At 60.1% G+C, this 16,587-nt stretch carries 16 protein-coding genes; 7 read left to right on the forward strand and 9 right to left on the reverse strand.

The genetic code is table 11. The features are described from left to right. Window positions 1-37: 37 nt before the first annotated feature. From metF to rhlE2, 3 genes are all read left to right on the forward strand, one after another. Complete coding sequence (metF, locus tag ACA059_RS29595) at window positions 38-883, forward strand: methylenetetrahydrofolate reductase [NAD(P)H] (protein WP_497631937.1); 846 nt, start codon at window positions 38-40, stop codon at window positions 881-883. Window positions 884-1,075: 192 nt separating this feature from the next. After that, window positions 1,076-1,891 carry a substrate-binding periplasmic protein gene (locus ACA059_RS29600; RefSeq protein ID WP_497631938.1) on the forward strand — a complete coding sequence of 272 codons (816 nt, stop codon included), beginning with the start codon at window positions 1,076-1,078 and terminating at the stop codon, window positions 1,889-1,891. A 223-nt stretch (window positions 1,892-2,114) separates the two neighbouring features. Continuing rightward, window positions 2,115-4,007 (forward strand): RNA helicase RhlE2, encoded by a 1,893-nt coding sequence (rhlE2, locus tag ACA059_RS29605; RefSeq protein WP_497631939.1) that lies wholly within the window; start codon window positions 2,115-2,117, stop codon window positions 4,005-4,007. Window positions 4,008-4,154: 147 nt separating this feature from the next. Here rhlE2 and ACA059_RS29610 read toward each other — a convergent pair whose 3' ends face one another. The 3 genes from ACA059_RS29610 to ACA059_RS29620 form a co-directional block, all read right to left on the reverse strand. Next, window positions 4,155-4,748, reverse strand: a complete 594-nt coding sequence (locus tag ACA059_RS29610; RefSeq protein ID WP_497631940.1) for a YceI family protein — start codon at window positions 4,746-4,748, stop codon at window positions 4,155-4,157. Between the two features lie 32 nt (window positions 4,749-4,780). Further along, the gene (locus ACA059_RS29615; protein ID WP_497631941.1) at window positions 4,781-5,332 is read right to left on the reverse strand and encodes a cytochrome b; all 552 of its coding nucleotides are present in this window, start codon (window positions 5,330-5,332) and stop codon (window positions 4,781-4,783) included. A 263-nt stretch (window positions 5,333-5,595) separates the two neighbouring features. Beyond that, window positions 5,596-7,347, reverse strand: a complete 1,752-nt coding sequence (locus ACA059_RS29620) for a flavin monoamine oxidase family protein (protein ID WP_497631942.1) — start codon at window positions 7,345-7,347, stop codon at window positions 5,596-5,598. A gap of 223 nt (window positions 7,348-7,570) precedes the next feature. Between ACA059_RS29620 and ACA059_RS29625 the strand changes: the two genes are divergently transcribed. Together ACA059_RS29625 and ACA059_RS29630 are read left to right on the forward strand one after the other, a co-directional pair. Beyond that, window positions 7,571-8,977: an adenosylmethionine--8-amino-7-oxononanoate transaminase gene (locus ACA059_RS29625; protein WP_033060427.1), complete on the forward strand. Its 1,407-nt coding sequence runs from the start codon at window positions 7,571-7,573 to the stop codon at window positions 8,975-8,977. Between the two features lie 176 nt (window positions 8,978-9,153). After that, window positions 9,154-9,873, forward strand: coding sequence for a 16S rRNA (uracil(1498)-N(3))-methyltransferase (locus tag ACA059_RS29630; protein ID WP_111448480.1), 720 nt, complete (start codon window positions 9,154-9,156; stop codon window positions 9,871-9,873). Window positions 9,874-9,958: 85 nt separating this feature from the next. Here ACA059_RS29630 and ACA059_RS29635 read toward each other — a convergent pair whose 3' ends face one another. From ACA059_RS29635 to ACA059_RS29645, 3 genes are read right to left on the reverse strand one after another with little or no spacing between them, the layout of a single operon-like run. After that, window positions 9,959-10,861 carry a transporter substrate-binding domain-containing protein gene (locus ACA059_RS29635; RefSeq protein WP_497631943.1) on the reverse strand — a complete coding sequence of 301 codons (903 nt, stop codon included), beginning with the start codon at window positions 10,859-10,861 and terminating at the stop codon, window positions 9,959-9,961. 27 nt (window positions 10,862-10,888) lie between these two features. After that, a complete protein-coding gene (locus ACA059_RS29640; RefSeq protein ID WP_497631944.1) occupies window positions 10,889-11,239 on the reverse strand; it encodes a RidA family protein in 351 nt (116 codons plus the stop codon). Window positions 11,240-11,257: 18 nt separating this feature from the next. Beyond that, window positions 11,258-12,499, reverse strand: a complete 1,242-nt coding sequence (locus ACA059_RS29645; protein ID WP_497631945.1) for a D-amino acid dehydrogenase — start codon at window positions 12,497-12,499, stop codon at window positions 11,258-11,260. 107 nt (window positions 12,500-12,606) lie between these two features. On the opposite strand from ACA059_RS29645, the gene ACA059_RS29650 reads away from it, so the two are divergent. After that, window positions 12,607-13,527 (forward strand): LysR family transcriptional regulator, encoded by a 921-nt coding sequence (locus tag ACA059_RS29650; RefSeq protein ID WP_497631946.1) that lies wholly within the window; start codon window positions 12,607-12,609, stop codon window positions 13,525-13,527. 12 nt (window positions 13,528-13,539) lie between these two features. Here ACA059_RS29650 and trhA read toward each other — a convergent pair whose 3' ends face one another. Then, a complete protein-coding gene (gene trhA, locus ACA059_RS29655) occupies window positions 13,540-14,157 on the reverse strand; it encodes a PAQR family membrane homeostasis protein TrhA (protein ID WP_309674170.1) in 618 nt (205 codons plus the stop codon). Between the two features lie 208 nt (window positions 14,158-14,365). Between trhA and ACA059_RS29660 the strand changes: the two genes are divergently transcribed. Then, a complete protein-coding gene (locus ACA059_RS29660; RefSeq protein WP_497631947.1) occupies window positions 14,366-15,280 on the forward strand; it encodes a LysR family transcriptional regulator in 915 nt (304 codons plus the stop codon). A gap of 111 nt (window positions 15,281-15,391) precedes the next feature. On the opposite strand, the gene madM is transcribed toward ACA059_RS29660, so the two are convergent. Together madM and madL are read right to left on the reverse strand one after the other, a co-directional pair. Further along, entirely contained in the window at window positions 15,392-16,156 is a 765-nt protein-coding gene (gene madM / locus ACA059_RS29665; RefSeq protein WP_140674991.1) for a malonate transporter subunit MadM, read from the reverse strand. Window position 16,157: 1 nt separating this feature from the next. Continuing rightward, on the reverse strand, window positions 16,158-16,574 hold the full coding sequence (gene madL / locus ACA059_RS29670; protein ID WP_046045246.1) for a malonate transporter subunit MadL: 417 nt from the start codon (window positions 16,572-16,574) through the stop codon (window positions 16,158-16,160). Between the last annotated feature and the right edge of the window lie 13 nt (window positions 16,575-16,587).

Consider the following 16,587-nt stretch of genomic DNA (forward strand, 5'->3'; position numbering starts at 1 on the left):
ATCAGCGTCCGGCTTACGTGTTTCCAAGGATATGACCATGTCCCAAGACCGTCGCTACAGCTTCGAGTTCTTCCCTACGAAGACCGACGCTGGGCATGAAAAACTGATCGCCACTGCCCGTCAGCTGGCCACGTATAACCCCGATTTCTTCTCCTGCACCTATGGCGCTGGTGGTTCGACCCGTGATCGCACCCTCAACACCGTGTTGCAGCTCGAAAGCGAAGTCAAAGTACCTGCCGCACCGCATTTGTCCTGCGTTGGCGACAGCAAGGACGACTTGCGCGGCCTGCTGACCCAATACAAGGCAGCCGGCATCACCCGTATCGTTGCCCTGCGCGGTGACCTGCCTTCGGGCATGGGCATGGCCAGTGGTGAAATGCGTCACGCCAATGACCTGGTTGAATTCATTCGTGAAGAAACCGGCGATCATTTCCACATCGAAGTCGCCGCCTACCCGGAAATGCACCCACAAGCGCGCAATTTCGAAGACGATCTGACCAACTTCGTGCGCAAGGCCAACGCTGGCGCCAACAGTGCGATCACCCAGTACTTCTTCAACGCCGACAGCTACTTCTACTTCGTCGAGCGTGTACGGGCGATGGGCGTGAACATCCCGATCGTTCCGGGGATCATGCCGATCACCAACTACAGCAAGCTGGCGCGCTTCTCCGATGCCTGCGGTGCGGAAATCCCGCGCTGGATCCGCAAGCAGCTGGAAGCCTACGGCGACGACACCCAAAGCATTCAAGGCTTTGGTGAGCAAGTCATCACCGAGATGTGCGAACGCCTGCTGCAGGGTGGCGCTCCAGGGTTGCACTTCTACACCCTGAACCAGGCCGAACCGAGCCTGGCGGTGTGGAACAATCTGAAGTTGCCGCGCTAAAAGCCGTTAAAGCAAGATCAAGAGATCGCAGGCTTCGCCAGCTCCTACATCGGGCGTGTTTAATCCCTGTAGGAGCTGCCGCAGGCTGCGATCTTTTGTTTTTAACGCCCTTTTATTGTGCAGCACACACTGAGTTAGAGCTTCTGGATCCCGTTTCTGGCTCTTTCCGGTTTCTCGTCGTAATCTCAAGCCATGCCTTTGATCGCGCAGTTACTGACCGTGTTTCTTTTTACTTGCCTGAGCTTCGCCGCTCGGGGCGAGAAGCTGCGCATTGTCACCGAACCCTGGGCGCCGTACGTGTATGAGGAAAACGGCAAATCCCTGGGGCTGGACTACGAAACCACGGCCATCGTCTTCAAACGCCTGGGCATCGAAGTGGAATGGCAGTTCCTGCCGTGGAAACGCTGCCTGTCGATGCTCGAAACGGGCCAGGCAGACGGCGCACTGGACATCTTCCACAGCGATGAGCGCGACGCCACCCTGCTCTACCCCGGCGAGCCGCTCTCGGAAGTGGAGTTCGTGATGTTCTACGCCAATGAGCGGCCCCACCCTTTTCGCACCCTGGCCGACCTGAAAGGTCTGACCATAGGCACCTCCCCAGGCTATCTGTACAGCCAGGACTTCAGCGAATCGACCCTGTTCACTCGCGAACCGGCGCCGACCCATGAAGCCAACTTCGGCAAACTGGTGCGCGGGCGGATCGACCTGCTGATCACTGATCGCAGGGTTGGACAGCACTTACTCGACGAATTGGGCATCCGCGACAAGATTACCGAGAACCCGACCGTCATCAGCCACCAGAGCCAGTTCCTGGCAGTACGCCGCAACGCCGGCATGGACTTGTTGGTGCAGCGCTTCGGCGCCGAACTCAAACGCTTCAAGCGCGAGCCTGCGTACGCTGAACTGAGCGCCCGTTATGGCGCCGACCCGGCGGCCGAGGTAAAAACCACCAGAGCCACCGCCGCCAACGGAAAAACCGTTGAGCAGCAGGAAAGCGGCGCGCAGTGATTGCTCTGTTATACTCCGGCCTTCCCGCCAGGCTCACGCCCGGACGCTCGGAATCGTTCAAGGCATCTCGACCCCGCTACAGCGCAGCTTTTCAGCCCGCGCGAGCACTCCAGACGAGCCTTCGAAACCCAGCAGGACCGGACGGGATTGCGTTCCTCTTAAACGCCATTCGCGCCAGGCAAGACTCCCATTGGGCCAAGCCCTAACTAAAACAGGATTACTCATGTCCTTTGCTTCCCTCGGTCTCTCCGAGGCTTTAGTCCGCGCCATCGAGGCAGCGGGCTATACCGAGCCTACTCCGGTGCAACAGCGGGCCATTCCCGCCGTGTTGCAAGGTCGCGACCTGATGGTCGCGGCTCAGACAGGTACTGGTAAAACCGGCGGCTTCGCCCTTCCGATTCTGGAGCGGTTGTTCCCCAACGGTCACCCGGACAAATCCCAGCGTCACGGCCCGCGCCAACCGCGCGTACTGGTCCTGACCCCTACCCGCGAACTCGCGGCTCAAGTACACGAGAGCTTCAAGGTCTATGCTCGTGACCTGAAGTTCGTCAGCGCCTGCATCTTCGGCGGCGTCGGCATGAACCCACAGGTTCAGGCCATGTCCCGCGGTGTTGATGTGCTGGTGGCCTGCCCCGGCCGCCTGCTCGACCTGGCTGGTCAAGGCAGCGTCGATTTGTCCCACGTGGAAATCCTCGTGCTGGACGAAGCCGACCGCATGCTCGACATGGGCTTTGTCCATGACGTGAAAAAGGTCCTCGCCCGTCTGCCGAGCAAACGCCAGAACCTGCTGTTCTCGGCGACTTTCTCCAAAGACATCACCGACCTCGCCGGCAAGCTGCTGCACAACCCGGAACGCATCGAAGTCACGCCGCCGAACACCACGGTCGAGCGTATCGAACAGCGCGTATTCCGTCTGGCCGCCAGCCACAAGCGTTCGTTGCTGGCGCATCTGATCACCGCTGGCGCCTGGGAACAGGTTCTGGTGTTCACCCGCACCAAGCACGGCGCCAACCGTCTGGCCGAGTACCTGGACAAACACGGCCTCAGCGCCGTTGCGATCCACGGTAACAAGAGCCAGAACGCTCGCACCAAAGCCCTGGCCGACTTCAAGGCCGGCGAAGTGCGCATCCTGGTCGCCACCGACATCGCCGCTCGCGGCCTGGATATCGATCAGTTGCCACACGTGGTCAACTTCGAATTGCCAAACGTCGACGAAGATTACGTTCACCGTATCGGTCGTACCGGCCGTGCCGGTCGTTCGGGCGAAGCGATCTCGCTGGTCGCTCCGGACGAAGAAAAGCTGCTGAAAAGCATCGAACGCATGACCAAACAGAAAATTGCCGACGGCAACCTGATGGGCTTCGATTCCAGCGCTGTAGAAGCCGAGAAGCCTGAAGTCCGCGAGCGTCCGGATGTGCGTAACCCGCGCAACCCACGTGGCCCGCGCGGCGACGGTCCGAACGGCACCGGCGGTGGTGGCGGTCGTAAAGACAAGGGCAAGGACAAGGGCGGCAAGGAAAAACCTGCAGCCACTGGCCGTGGTGATCGCCCGGCGCGTGAACACAAGCCCCGCGAAGGCACTCCGGCTCGCGAGCAACAGCGTCCAGCACCACGCGCTGCTGCCGCAGACCGTGCTCCGGACGAGTTCCTGGACGACGATATCGATAACTTCGGTAACCGCGTCGACTACGTTCCTCAAGCCAAACCGGCTCAAGGCCGTGGTCGCCGTCCGGGTGCTCCGGCACAAGGTGCCGCAGCTGGCGCAGTTGCAGGTGCTCCGCGCACCGGCGGCGGCGGCAAGCCCCAGGGTCGCCAAAGCGGTCCGCGCAGCAGCGATGGCGCCACCACCGGCACTCCGCCGGCCAAGCGCAGCGGCCCACGCAACGGTGCTCCACGTGACGGCCAGGCCCGTCGCGAAGAGTCCCGCAACCGCCGCCCGGCCCGCACCGACGACCAGCCGCGTTCGGAACCGGCCGTGCAAAACCCGCGCGGCCCGGCACCGAAGATCATTCACAAGGAGTCGAAAACCGATCGTTTCCCGACTCCTGAGCAACTTGATCAACTGCCAGGCCGTCCTCGCGGCGAGAAACCAGCGTTGCTGACCCGCAATCGCTGATTTAACGCAGCCATAAAAAATGCCCCTGATCGCGAGATCAGGGGCATTTTTGTTTGTGCTGCGAACTGCCTTCGTAGGAGCTGGCGAAGCCTGCGATCTTTTGATCTTAAAAGATCGCAGCCTGCGGCAGCTCCTACGGTCTCAGCATTACTTCGCTTTGACCCCTTCAAACGTCACGTACAGCTCGACCGCGTCGGACTGTGGGCCCAGGTCTTTCTGCTTGCCGAAGTCGGAGCGCTTGAGGTTGGTGGTGCCTTCGAAGCCGGCACGGTAGCCGCCCCACGGATCCTTGCCTTCACCCAGGAAAGTGGCCTTGACCACGATCGGCTTGGTCACGCCCGCCAGAGTCAGATTACCGCTCACGTCAGCAGTGTCTTTGCCAGCGGCGTTTTTGCCGGTGGATTTGACGCTGGTGGAAACAAACGTGGCTTTAGCGAATTTGCTCGCGTTCAGGAAATCACCGCTGGCAATGTGCTTGTCGCGCTCGGCGTTGTTGGTGAACACGCTGGCGGTGTTCACGTTGAACTCGATCTTGCTGTCTTCTGGCTTGGCAGCGTCGAAGCTGAACTTGCCGTCGATATCCTTGAAGGTACCGGTGATGAAGCTGTAGCCCAGGTGGCTGATCTTGAAGTCAACGAAGGCGTGCTGGCCTTCCTTGTCGACGACGTAGTCGGCCGCCATCACGTTGGCGGACAGCAGAGCAGAACCGATTGCCAGAGCGGCGAGAGTCTTTTTCAACATGCTTTCTATTCCTTTGGAGTCGAGGTTGAACTTCAAGCTTTGCGGCCCAGCATTCGAGTGAGGGTCGCATCACGATCGATAAAGTGGTGTTTCAGTGCTGCCAACGCATGGAGACCGGAAAAAATGACCAGCACCCACGCCAGATACAGATGAATCACACCGGCGGTGTCTGCCTGATCCGGTAGTCCGGAAACCAGTGCAGGAACTTCAAACAGGCCAAACACCGGAATCCCGACACCTTCTGCGGTGGAAATCAGGTAACCGGCAATCATCACAGCAAACAGACTGAGATACAGGAACGAATGGCCGAACTTGGCGCCAAGGCGCGTCATGCGGCTATAGCTTTCAAGTGCGGGTGGCGACGGGCTGATAAAACGCCACAGCACCCGTAGAACCATGGCGGCTAACAACACCAGGCCAATGCTCTTGTGCAAGTCGGGCGCGTCTTTGCGCCAGACGCTGTAGTAGTCGAGACCGACCATCCACAAGCCCAACGCAAACAGACCGAAGACCACCAGCGCCACACCCCAGTGCATGAAAATGCTGACCCAACCGTAGCGCGAAGAAGAGTTACGTAGCTGCATTGCCCAAATCCTGTGAGAACTGCGACCAAGACTATCGAGTTACCTATCGAATTAAAGCGGAAAATTTCGCTTTGAAATATCGAGAAATACGATCAAGAGTCTGAAATAGGTGAGTTAAGGAAAGATTAAAGACCAATGTGTAAGAAAAAATGAAGTCCAACTAAAGAACACCTCCGCCATTAGGTTTATTCGATTCTTGATATTGGTTTTCTTCGGGCATAAAAAAACGCGGCATTTCTGCCGCGTTTCTTTAATCCCAAAGCTTACTGCGCTTTGGTATCCGTCGCCGGGGTCGCAGCGGGTTTTGCCGCTGGTTTCTTCGCCGGTTCAGCTTTCTTCGCCGGGGCTTTTGCCGGAGCCTTTTTGGCCTCGGTTTTGGCAGCAGGCTTTTTCGCCGGGGCTTTTTTGGCCGGTTCGACTTTCACCGGGGCCGCTGGTTTCGGCGCTTCTACCGGTGCTGGGGCCGGCGCAGGAGTTGGAGCCGGTGCCGGAGCAACCGGAGCCACGGGCTCTGGCGCCTTGACCGGTGCCGGTTTGTCGTCAGAACCACCGAACAGGTTGGTGAAGAAGTTGCCTTTCTTCGCCGCCACCGCACCGGCCGCCGCAACGGTCGCTGCTGGAACAACTTTCGCTGGTTCAAACGACTTGCCGGCCGCCAGGTCTTCTACCTGACTGGCTGCCCGCTGACCGGTGCGCAATGCGCCTTCCAGCGTGCCCGGGTACAAGGTGTCAGTGTGTTCGCCGGCAAAGGCCACACGCTGAATCGGACGTTCCCACAGGCGCCAGTACTTGCTGATCTGGCCAGGACCGAACGCCAGGTAAGCGCCGCCCATCGATGGGTCGGTGCTGTAACGGCGAATTTCGTAACCGGTGAACGAACCGCGCGCCTGTGGATAAAAGGCGTGCAGACGGATCAGCACCTGATCGACCATCTGCTTGTCGCCGAAGGCCTGCATCACGCGCGCGTTGTCGCCGGACAGGTTGATCACCACGTTGGCGCCGCCCTTCAGTGCCGGCTCAACCCACAACATACCCAGACCGGTGTTGCTGTAGATCTCGCCGGTCATCCGCGCCTTGCTTTCCCACACGGGCGTCTTGAATTTCAGCATGATCTGGTCGCGCCAACCGTAGTTGGTGCCTTTGATCGCGCCCATGTGCTGGGCATCCAGCGACGGAGTCATTTGAATCTTGTTCAGTGCGCGCAGTGGCACAGCCACAACGACGTAATCAGCCTGGTAGCCAACGCTGCCGACTTTGACGGTCACGCCGTCCTTGTCCTGGGTGATCGCCGAGACCGGAGAGCTGGTCTTGATGGTTTTCAGTTGTTTGACGAAGGCCTGTGCCAGCACCGGGCTGCCGCCAGGCAGACGCGAGGCGCGCAGGTCACGGTCGGCAACGCCACGGTAGACGCGGCTTTGCTGTGCGAAGTACAGCAGCGACAGGCGCGACGGTTCGTCATAACGGGTACGAATCTGCTGATTCACCAACTGACGTGCCGTGGCCGGCAGATTCAGACGGTCGAGCCAATTGGCCACGTTGATCTGGTCCAGGGCGAACAGTGTGCTGTTGGCCGCCGGGTTCTGCGGGTCTTCGATCGAGCGCGCCAGATCGTCCACAGTCTTTTCGTAGCGCTTGAGCGCTTCGGCGGTGGCCGGTTGCTTGGTGGCCAGATCGGCGGCAGTGAAATACTCACCGTCAATCAGGTAGCCCGGGGTCCGCACGAACTCTGGGGCCGGCGTGGTGCTCAGCTTGAAGGTCGAAACGTACTTGTTCAGAACCGGTTGGGTCTTGTCGTTGCCGATCCACTCACTGGTGGCCATGCCGGAGCGACCGCCCATGCTCGGTTTGGCTTCCAGCAGGGTGACCTGCCAGCCCTTGTTTTGCAGTTCGTAAGCCGCGGTGAGGCCAGACAGCCCTCCTCCGATCACGATCGCCGTTTTATCCTTGGCCAGCGCAGAAACGCTGAACAGCCCTAACATCACCAGCGCACAGGCGCGCAGCCAACCAGCAGACATTCAGCGAACTCCGGAAATACACGTAGGAAATAGCGGTTTTACGAGTCAGACGACTCAAAGAACCGCGAAGAATACGTCAGCCATCAAAAGGCCGCCAGCGACGTCTATCCACCTATACAAAGTAGCTCAATCGACACAATGGGTTGTCCCCACGTCACGCATTGCATAGGCTTGCGCGATTGTTTGCCCGCGCATGTCGCGAGCCGCCTCGAGGAGACTGAAAATGGGCCTGAATAATCAGTGGATGCAACGCGATCTCGCGGTGTTATGGCATCCCTGCACCCAGATGAAAGACCACGAACAGCTGCCGCTGATCCCGATCAAACGCGGTGAAGGCGTCTGGCTGGAAGACTTCGAAGGCAAACGCTACCTCGACGCCGTCAGCTCCTGGTGGGTCAACGTGTTTGGCCACGCCAACCCGCGGATCAACCAGCGCATCAAGGATCAGGTCGATCAGCTGGAACACGTGATCCTCGCTGGTTTCAGTCATCAGCCAGTCATCGAGTTGTCCGAGCGTCTGGTGAAGATGACGCCGGAAGGCCTGACCCGATGCTTCTACGCCGATAACGGTTCGTCCTGCATCGAAGTCGCGCTGAAAATGAGCTTTCACTATTGGCTCAACCGCGGCCAGCCGAACAAGAAGCGCTTCGTCACCCTGACCAACAGCTACCACGGCGAAACCATGGCAGCGATGTCGGTGGGCGACGTGCCGCTGTTCACCGAAACCTACAAGGCCCTGTTGCTGGACACCATCAAGGTGCCGAGTCCCGATTGCTACCTGCGCCCGGAAGGCATGAGCTGGGAAGAACATTCGCGCAACATGTTCGCTGCCATGGAACAGACCCTGGCCGAGAACCACGACACCGTCGCGGCAGTCATCGTCGAGCCGCTGATCCAGGGCGCCGGCGGCATGCGCATGTACCACCCGGTGTACCTGAAACTGCTGCGCGAAGCCTGCGACCGCTATGGCGTGCACCTGATCCACGACGAAATTGCCGTCGGCTTCGGTCGCACCGGGACGATGTTCGCCTGCGAACAGGCCGGCATCCGCCCGGACTTCCTCTGCCTGTCCAAGGCCCTGACCGGCGGTTACCTGCCGTTGGCGGCCTGCGTGACCACCGAAGACGTGTACAGCGCTTTCTACGACGACTACCCGACCCTGCGCGCCTTCCTGCATTCCCACAGCTACACCGGCAATCCGCTGGCGTGCGCGGCAGCCTTGGCGACTTTGGATATCTTCGAAGAAGACAACGTCATCGAGAACAACAAGGCGCTGGCTCAGCGCATGGCCAGCGCCACCGCGCATCTGGCCGATCACCCGAACGTTTCGGAAGTGCGCCAGACCGGCATGGTGCTGGCCATCGAGATGGTCAAGGACAAGGCCACCAAGGAAGCTTATCCGTGGCAGGAACGTCGCGGCTTGAAAGTGTTCCAGCATGCGTTGGAGCGTGGTGCTTTACTTCGACCGTTGGGCAGCGTGGTGTACTTCCTGCCGCCGTACGTGATCACGCCTGAACAGATCGACTTTCTGGCTGAAGTGGCCAGCGAAGGCATCGACATCGCGACTCGCGATAGCGTCAGTGTTTCGGTGCCGAAAGACTTTCACCCGGGCTTCCGTGATCCGGGCTAAAGACCGACGCAGTTCCCTGTGGTGAGGGGTTTATCTGTGGCGAGGGGATTTATCCCCGTTGGACTGCGCAGCAGTCCCATCTTTGGGGCCGCTTCGCAGCCTAACGGGGATAAATCCCCTCGCCACAAAGGCTGATTGCGCACGCCGCTACATTCGACTTTTTACAGAGACCCAGCATGAGACTGTCCCGCTTCTTTATCGACGCCCCCTTGAGCACTGGCGAACACGAGTTGCCCGAGGCCCAGGCCCATTACATCAGCCGTGTGCTGCGCATGGCCGAGGGTGATGCGCTGCAACTGTTCGACGGTTCGGGCCATGAGTTTCGCGCCACGCTGGTGGAGGTCGGCAAGAAGCGCGTTGTCGTGCAGATCGATGAAAGCTTTGCCGGGCAAGTCGAGTCGCCATTGTCGATCCATCTCGGCCAGGGCTTGTCCCGTGGCGAGCGGATGGATTGGGCGATTCAGAAAGCCACTGAACTGGGCGTCACTGAAATCACCCCGATCTTCAGTGATCGCTGTGAAGTCCGGCTGAAGGATGAACGCGCCGACAAACGCCTGATGCACTGGCGCCAGGTTGCGATCAGCGCTTGCGAACAGTGCGGGCGTTCACGGGTGCCGGTGATTCATCCGCCGCTGCTGTTGGCGGATTGGTTGAAGCAGACCCAGGCAGAATTGAAGTTGGTGCTGCATCCGGTGGCCGAGCCGTTGGTGAGTCATGCGAAACCGGCGACGCTGGCGTTTTTGATCGGCCCGGAAGGCGGGTTGTCCGACGCTGAAGTCGAGCAGGCCAAGGCTGGCGGCTTTCACGCCGCGCGCCTCGGCCCTCGCGTATTGCGCACCGAAACCGCGCCCGTCGTGGCACTGGCGGTGGCCCAACAACTGTGGGGCGATTTCTAAGATTTAAAAGATCGCAGCCTTCGGCAGCTCCTACAGAGATCGCGTTTCAACTGTAGGAGCTGCCGCAGGCTGCGATCTTTTGATCTTATTGCACCGGATCACTCACCGGTTTGGCGATGATTGCTTTCAACTCGCTGGTCATCGGAAATTCCAGGTTCAAGCCTTTGGGCGGGATCGGCTGCTGGAACCAGCGGTTGTAGATGCCGTTGATTTCCCCCGAGCTGTACAGATCGGCAAGCGTCGAGTTCACCAACTCGAGAAACTGCGGATCACCCTTGCGCACCATGCAGCTGTAGATTTCCCGCGATTGCTCCTCACCCACCACGACCCAGTTATGCGGATCTCGGGCCTTGGCACGCTCACCGTAAAGCAGCGCGTCATCCATATAGAACGCCGCCGCCCGACCCGACTGCAGCATCTGGAACGCTTCGCCGTGGTCCTTGGCGCTGATCACGAACATATCGATCTTGTTATCGACGTTGTAGCTCTTCAGAAACCGCTCATTGGTGGTGCCGGCAGTGGTCACGACGTTCTTGCCGCGCAGGTCGGCGAAGCTTTTGATGCCGCTGTCCTTCGCCGTGAGCAACTGCCCCTTCACGTAGATAAACCCGTAGGAAAATGCCACTTGCTGCATGCGCTCGGCCGTCACGCCGGTGGAGCCGCACTCAAGGTCGACCGTGCCGTTCTGCACCAGCGGAATGCGCGTTTGCGAGGTCACCAGGTTGTACTTCACCTGCAGATCCGGCAGCTCAAGCTTTTGCTTGATTCGCTCGACAATCTTGCTCGCCAGGTCCACCGAATAGCCCATCGGCTGCCCCGTGTGATCACCCACATAGGAGAACGGCACCGATGCGTCGCGATAGCCCAGCGTGATGCTCTTGGCATTGGCAACCTTGTTCAGCGTGCCGGTCAGTGGCGCTTCGTTGGCCTGGACCGGACTGGCGAGCAGCAGGCCGAGGGTGCAGCCGATCAACGTGATTTTTTGCATTGTTATTCTCCGTTGTGGGTTAAGCGATTAGCGGCGGGCGGCGATCACGGTGATTTCCACCAGCACCTCTGGCCGGGCCAGTAGCGCCTGCAAAGTAGTGCGGGTCGGCGCTTTGCCCGGTGACATCCACTGCGACCAGACCTCGTTCATGGCGGCAAAGTCGCGGCCAATGTCGTTCAGGTAAATGGTCGCGTTGAGCAGATGATCCTTGTCGCTGCCAGCTTCGGCCAACAACGCGTCGATCTTCGCCAGCACTTCGGCGGTTTGGCCGGTGACGTCGGTGCTGTCACCCGGAACCTGTCCCGAGAGAAACACCAGATCGCCAAAGGTCACCGCGCCAGAGAGCCGGCTGTTGCTGTTGATACGGTTAATGCTCATCGGTTTTTCCTTTTCAAGTCAGGCGACGCGGGGGGCGAGGCCGTGCATTTCAATTGAAGGTGTGCGCCGGGCGATCAACTCGCTGAGCAACCGGGCGCTGCCACAGGCCAGGGTAAAACCCAGGGCGCCATGGCCGAGGTTGAGCCAGAGATTGCGGTACGCCGTGGCGCCGATCAACGGCACGCCGCTGGGGGTGGCGGGGCGCATGCCGGCCCATTCTATGGCGGCGGCGTAATCGCCGGCATTGGGCAAGGTTTCCTGCGCCTGGCGCTTGATCAGCGCCAGGCGTTTGGGGTCGAGCGCCGGGTCGAAACCGACAATGTCGACCATCGCCGCCACGCGCAGTTGTTCACCGATGCGGGCGTAAACGATCTTGCGGTTGTAATCGGTGATGCTCAGCTCAGGCGCGCGATGTTTGGCGCGGATGGGCAAGGTCAGGCTGTAGCCCTTGAGCGGATACAGCGGCAGGTTCATGCCGGGCAGCGCCAGCGCCGGACTGCGATGACCGGCAGCAATTACCAGTTGCTCGACCGGCAGCACCTGCGAACCCATTTCTACGGCCTGCACCGCGCCGTCCGCGTGGCGAATGCCGGTGACCTTGCGACCGAGCAAAAACTCGCAACGCCCCGACGCCTGGAGCCGAGCCAGCAGTTGCTGGCAGAAACCATGGCAATCGGCGACCTCCTCGTCGGGGGTATAAATCGCGCCCACAAACGGTGCCTCAGCGAGTGCAGGTTCCAACTGTGCACATTCGGCTTGGGACAACACTTGCTGCTGTTGCGGATCGGCCAGACCATGGCGAGCATGCTCGAAACTCGCGGCTTCACGAAACGTCACCAGTTTGCCGTTGCGCCGCCAGTCGAAACCGTCGAGACGGTCTTCGTCGCGCCAGCCTTGCAGCGTGGACTGGCTCAGCAGCGCCAGACGCAGCAGGTGCGCGCCGTTGCGCTGATTCACCGAACGCCGGCAGGCCGCCAGAAAGGATGCCATCCAGCGCCATTGCGCCGGGTCCAGGCGCGGACGCAGTTTCAGCGGCGAGTCACCGCGCAACATCCAGCCAAGCGCCTGCAACGGTACGCCGGCATCGGCCAGTGGCGCGACGTAGCGGTAGGACAACTGGCCACCGTTGGCGAAACTGGTCTCGCTGCCCAGCGAGTCCCGGGCCTCGATCAGCGTCACGTCGATGCCGTCGCGCACCAGTGCGTAAGCCGTCGTCAGCCCGATGACGCCACCACCGATGATGCAAACCCGCTGAGCCATGTCTGTCCTTAACCGTTGTTGAAACAGGCTTCAGGTTAGGACCAGGTGACAGCCGTTGAACAATGCATAAAGATGCCTGACCCATAAACAAAGGTTATGGACTTGCCATGCGACTGCGACACATTGAGATATTCCAGGCCATTCGCCAGGCCGGTTCGGTCAGTGGCGCCGCGCAGTTGCTGCACGTATCGCAGCCGGCGGTGAGCAAAGTGCTGCAACACGCCGAGCAGCAACTGGGCTTTCCGTTATTCCTGCGAGTGCGCGGTAAATTGCAGGCCACGCCCGAAGCGCTGGAGCTTGAGCGCGAAGTCGACAAGGTCACCGAAAGCCTGCAAGGCGTGCGGCGTCTGGCCCAGAGTCTGCGTCGTGAGCCGGGTCACAGCGTACGGATCGGCGCGATCCCGGCGCTGGCCCTGTCGCTGCTGCCGCCGGCCATCAACGAGTGGACGCAACGTTACCCGGACATCGTCTGCGAACTGTCCAGCGCCCACAGCCGTGAGCTGATGCAGAATTTGTTGATGCGCGAAGTGGATGTCGCGCTGACCTTGCAGCCGCCGGATCATCCGGGCCTAAAGGCGCAGGTGTTGGCCTGCGGGGTTTTGGTGGCACTGGCGCCGTTGGGTTATTGGACCGACGACGCCTTGAGCCAACCGTTGCCATTGAGCGAACTGGCCGGCGCGCCGCTGATCGGCCTGTCCAGCGCCGACCCGCTGGCGGCCAGGCTCGACAGCTACCTTGAGGCGGTCGATCCGCCGCCACGGGTTCGCATCGCCGTGCAGACCTATTCGCTGGCGCGGGCGATGGTTGAATCCGGTGCCGGGCTGGCGGTGATCGATCCGTTTACCGCGCTCGGCGCGTCCCCCGCCACCACGGCGATTCGACCTCTGGCACCAGCACTACCGATCACCCTGTACGCGGTGACCCGCGCCGACGAACCGCCGCCCCACACTTTGAGCGACTTGTTGCAAGTCTTCAGCCGACGGGCGCAGGCGCAACTGGATCACCCGCTCCCACAGGTTTTGCAATAGCTGCAGTGCGGTCTACAAGACATAAAACAGAATCGCCACGAAGTGCAGCAAACTCCCGGCGATCACGAACAGATGCCAGATCCCGTGGGCATGGCGCAAACGACTGTCCAGCGCAAAAAAGACAATGCCCACGGTGTACAGCACGCCGCCCGACGCCAGCCAGGCAAAACCTGTACTGCCCAACGCCGCCAGCAACGGTTTGACCGCCACCAGCACGATCCAGCCCATCACCGCGTAGATCACGATCGATAGAATCCGCGCTTCCGAGCGCGGTTTGATTTCTTGCAGGATGCCAATCAGCGCCAATCCCCAGACAATCCCGAACAAGGTCCAGCCCCACGGCCCGCGTAGCGTCACGAGACAGAATGGCGTGTAGCTGCCGGCAATCAACAGGTAGATCGAAAAGTGATCGACCTTCTGCATGATCGCTTTCTTGCGCCCGCGCACGCTGTGGTAAACGGTCGATGCGCTGTAAAGCACCAGCAAGGTGAACCCGTAAATCGCCACGCTGACGATCTTCCACGGGCTGCCGTCCATGCTGGCAATCACCAGCATCCACACCACCCCGACCACCGCTGCCACCGCCCCGACCAGATGCGTCCAGGCGTTCAATCTTTCCCCGTGATACATGTGTTGCTCACCTCAAGATTCATTAACACAAAGCCCCTGTAGGAGCTGTGTAGGAGCTGTCGAGTGAAACGAGGCTGCGATCTTTTGATCTTGATCTTAGGATGCTGAAGATCAAAAGATCGCAGCCTTCGGCAGCTCCTACAAAAGCCATCGAGCCAAACGTCAGCCAATTGGGCACAATCGAACGATTCGAATAAGAGTCTGGCCCATGCTGATCGATGAAGAGTTGACCCTGAAAAAACTCGAGGTGTTCCTGGCCTTCATGCGCACCGGCAACCTGGCCCGCGCCGCTGCCGAGTTGCAAACCAGCAACGTCAGCGTGCACCGCGCTATTCACTCCCTGGAAAGCGCCCTGCGTTGCCCGCTATTCAAACACGAAGGTCGCAACCTGACCCCACTCGAAAGCGCTTATGTGCTGGAAGAACGGGCGCAGAAGTTGATTCAGGACGTGGTCGAAACCGTGCGCCTGACCCGCGAAGCCGCCGGGTTCTCTGCCGAGCGCTTCAAGCTTGGTTCGCTGTATTCATTGACGGTGAAGACGGTGCCGCAGCTGATCATGGGGCTGAAAATCCGCCGTAGCGAGCTCAACATCGACCTGATCCTCGGCTCGAACTTCGACCTGCTGTACAAGCTCAAGAACATGGAAGTCGACGCGATCCTGGTATCGCTGGACGAGAGCGTGAATGATCCGGATTGCGCGCAAATCCACCTGTTTTCCGATGACATGTTTCTGGCCACGCCGGCTGATTCGAAGTTTGCCCAACGGACCGAAGTCGACCTTGCCGAAGTGCGCGACGAGACGTTCATTACGCTGACCCAAGGCTTTGCCACGCACCAGGACGGTAATCGGGTGTTCAAGCAGGCGGGGTTCGAACCGAAGGTGGCGATGCAGGTCAACGACATTTTCACCCTGCTGAGCATGGTCAGCTCGGGCGTGGGTTATGCGCTGCTGCCGGGGAGGATTGCGGCGGTGTATGAGAATCGGGTGAAGCTGATTCCGTTGCAGGAACGGTATCGGTTGCAGCAGCACATCGGCGTAGTGTTTTTGAAGGCCAAGGAGCGCGATCCGAATCTGTTGGCGTTGTTGGCAGAGTGTCGGATGTATGCCAATCGCCAAACCTGATACCGCGGCGCCCCTATCGCGAGCAGGCTCACTCCTACCCTGGAATGCATTTCCCTGTAGGAGTGAGCCTGCTCGCGATGGCGTCGGTACATTCAATAGAGATGTAGCGGCTTAACCCACAATCCCGCGAACAATGAAGTACAACAACGAAGGCCCAAGCAAGCACCCAAGCCCGGTATGGAACGTCGCCGTCAACGCCCCATAAGGCACCAACCGCCGATCCGTCGCTGCCAACCCGGCCGTCACACCGCTGACGGTGCCAGCCAACCCACCAAACACCATCGCCGAGCGCGGGTTATCCAGCCCCATCCAGCGTGCCGCCATCGGTGTGCCAACCATCACAAAAATCGCCTTGATCAACCCGGTGGCAATCGACAACGCCACCACATCCGAACTCGCGCCAATCGCTGCGCCCGTCACCGGCCCGACGATGTACGTCACCGCACCCGCGCCAATGGTGGTCATGCTGATCGCATCGCGATAACCGAACGCCCAGGCCATGCTCGCCCCGACAATGAACGGCAGGATCGTGCCCAGCAGCAGCGCAATCACGCCGATCAAACCGGCCTTTTTCGCTTCGGTGGCTTGCACTTCGAATGCCGTGGCGACGATCGCAAAGTCGCGCAGCATCGCGCCGCCCATCAGACCGATGCCGGAAAACAGCGTCAGATCCGCCAGGCCTTTTTGCCCGCCGGTCATGGTGCCGCCGACCCAGGCCAGAACAAGCCCGATGACGATGGCAATCGCCGAACCGTGAATCCGTCCGAACGTCAGGCGCTTGGACAGCACCACCGACACCCACATGATCACGCCGACGAACGCGAACGCCGTAACCAGACTGTTATTGGCCAGACCCTTCTCAATGAGTTCCCACATATCAGCGACCTCCTACTGGCGTGCCGACCGGCGTTATTTCCGCCGGTTCATCGGGCAATGGTTCGCCTTTGTGAGTCCGGCTGATCAGGGCAATGGTGCAACCGCAGATCACCACCGAGCCGATCGCCGCCAGCACCGCCACCGGACCGCCGTGCAGGGCGGTGACGACGTTCTGTTGCGCGGCCATCGCGACCACGACCGGAATGTACATGGCGCCCCAGAAACCGACGCCCATCTCGCAATCCTTGGTCATGCCGCCGCGTTTTTGCATCCATAACCGCGCGCAGATCAACAGGATCATCGCGATCCCGACGCCGCCAACGTTGGATTTCACACCCAGCAACACGCCAAGCATGTCGCCCACGATCACCCCTGCCAGCGTACAAATCGCCAACAGTGCCACACCGTAAATAATCATTGTTGTCGTCCTC

It is taken from the genome of Pseudomonas sp. LBUM1647, assembly GCF_059716175.1.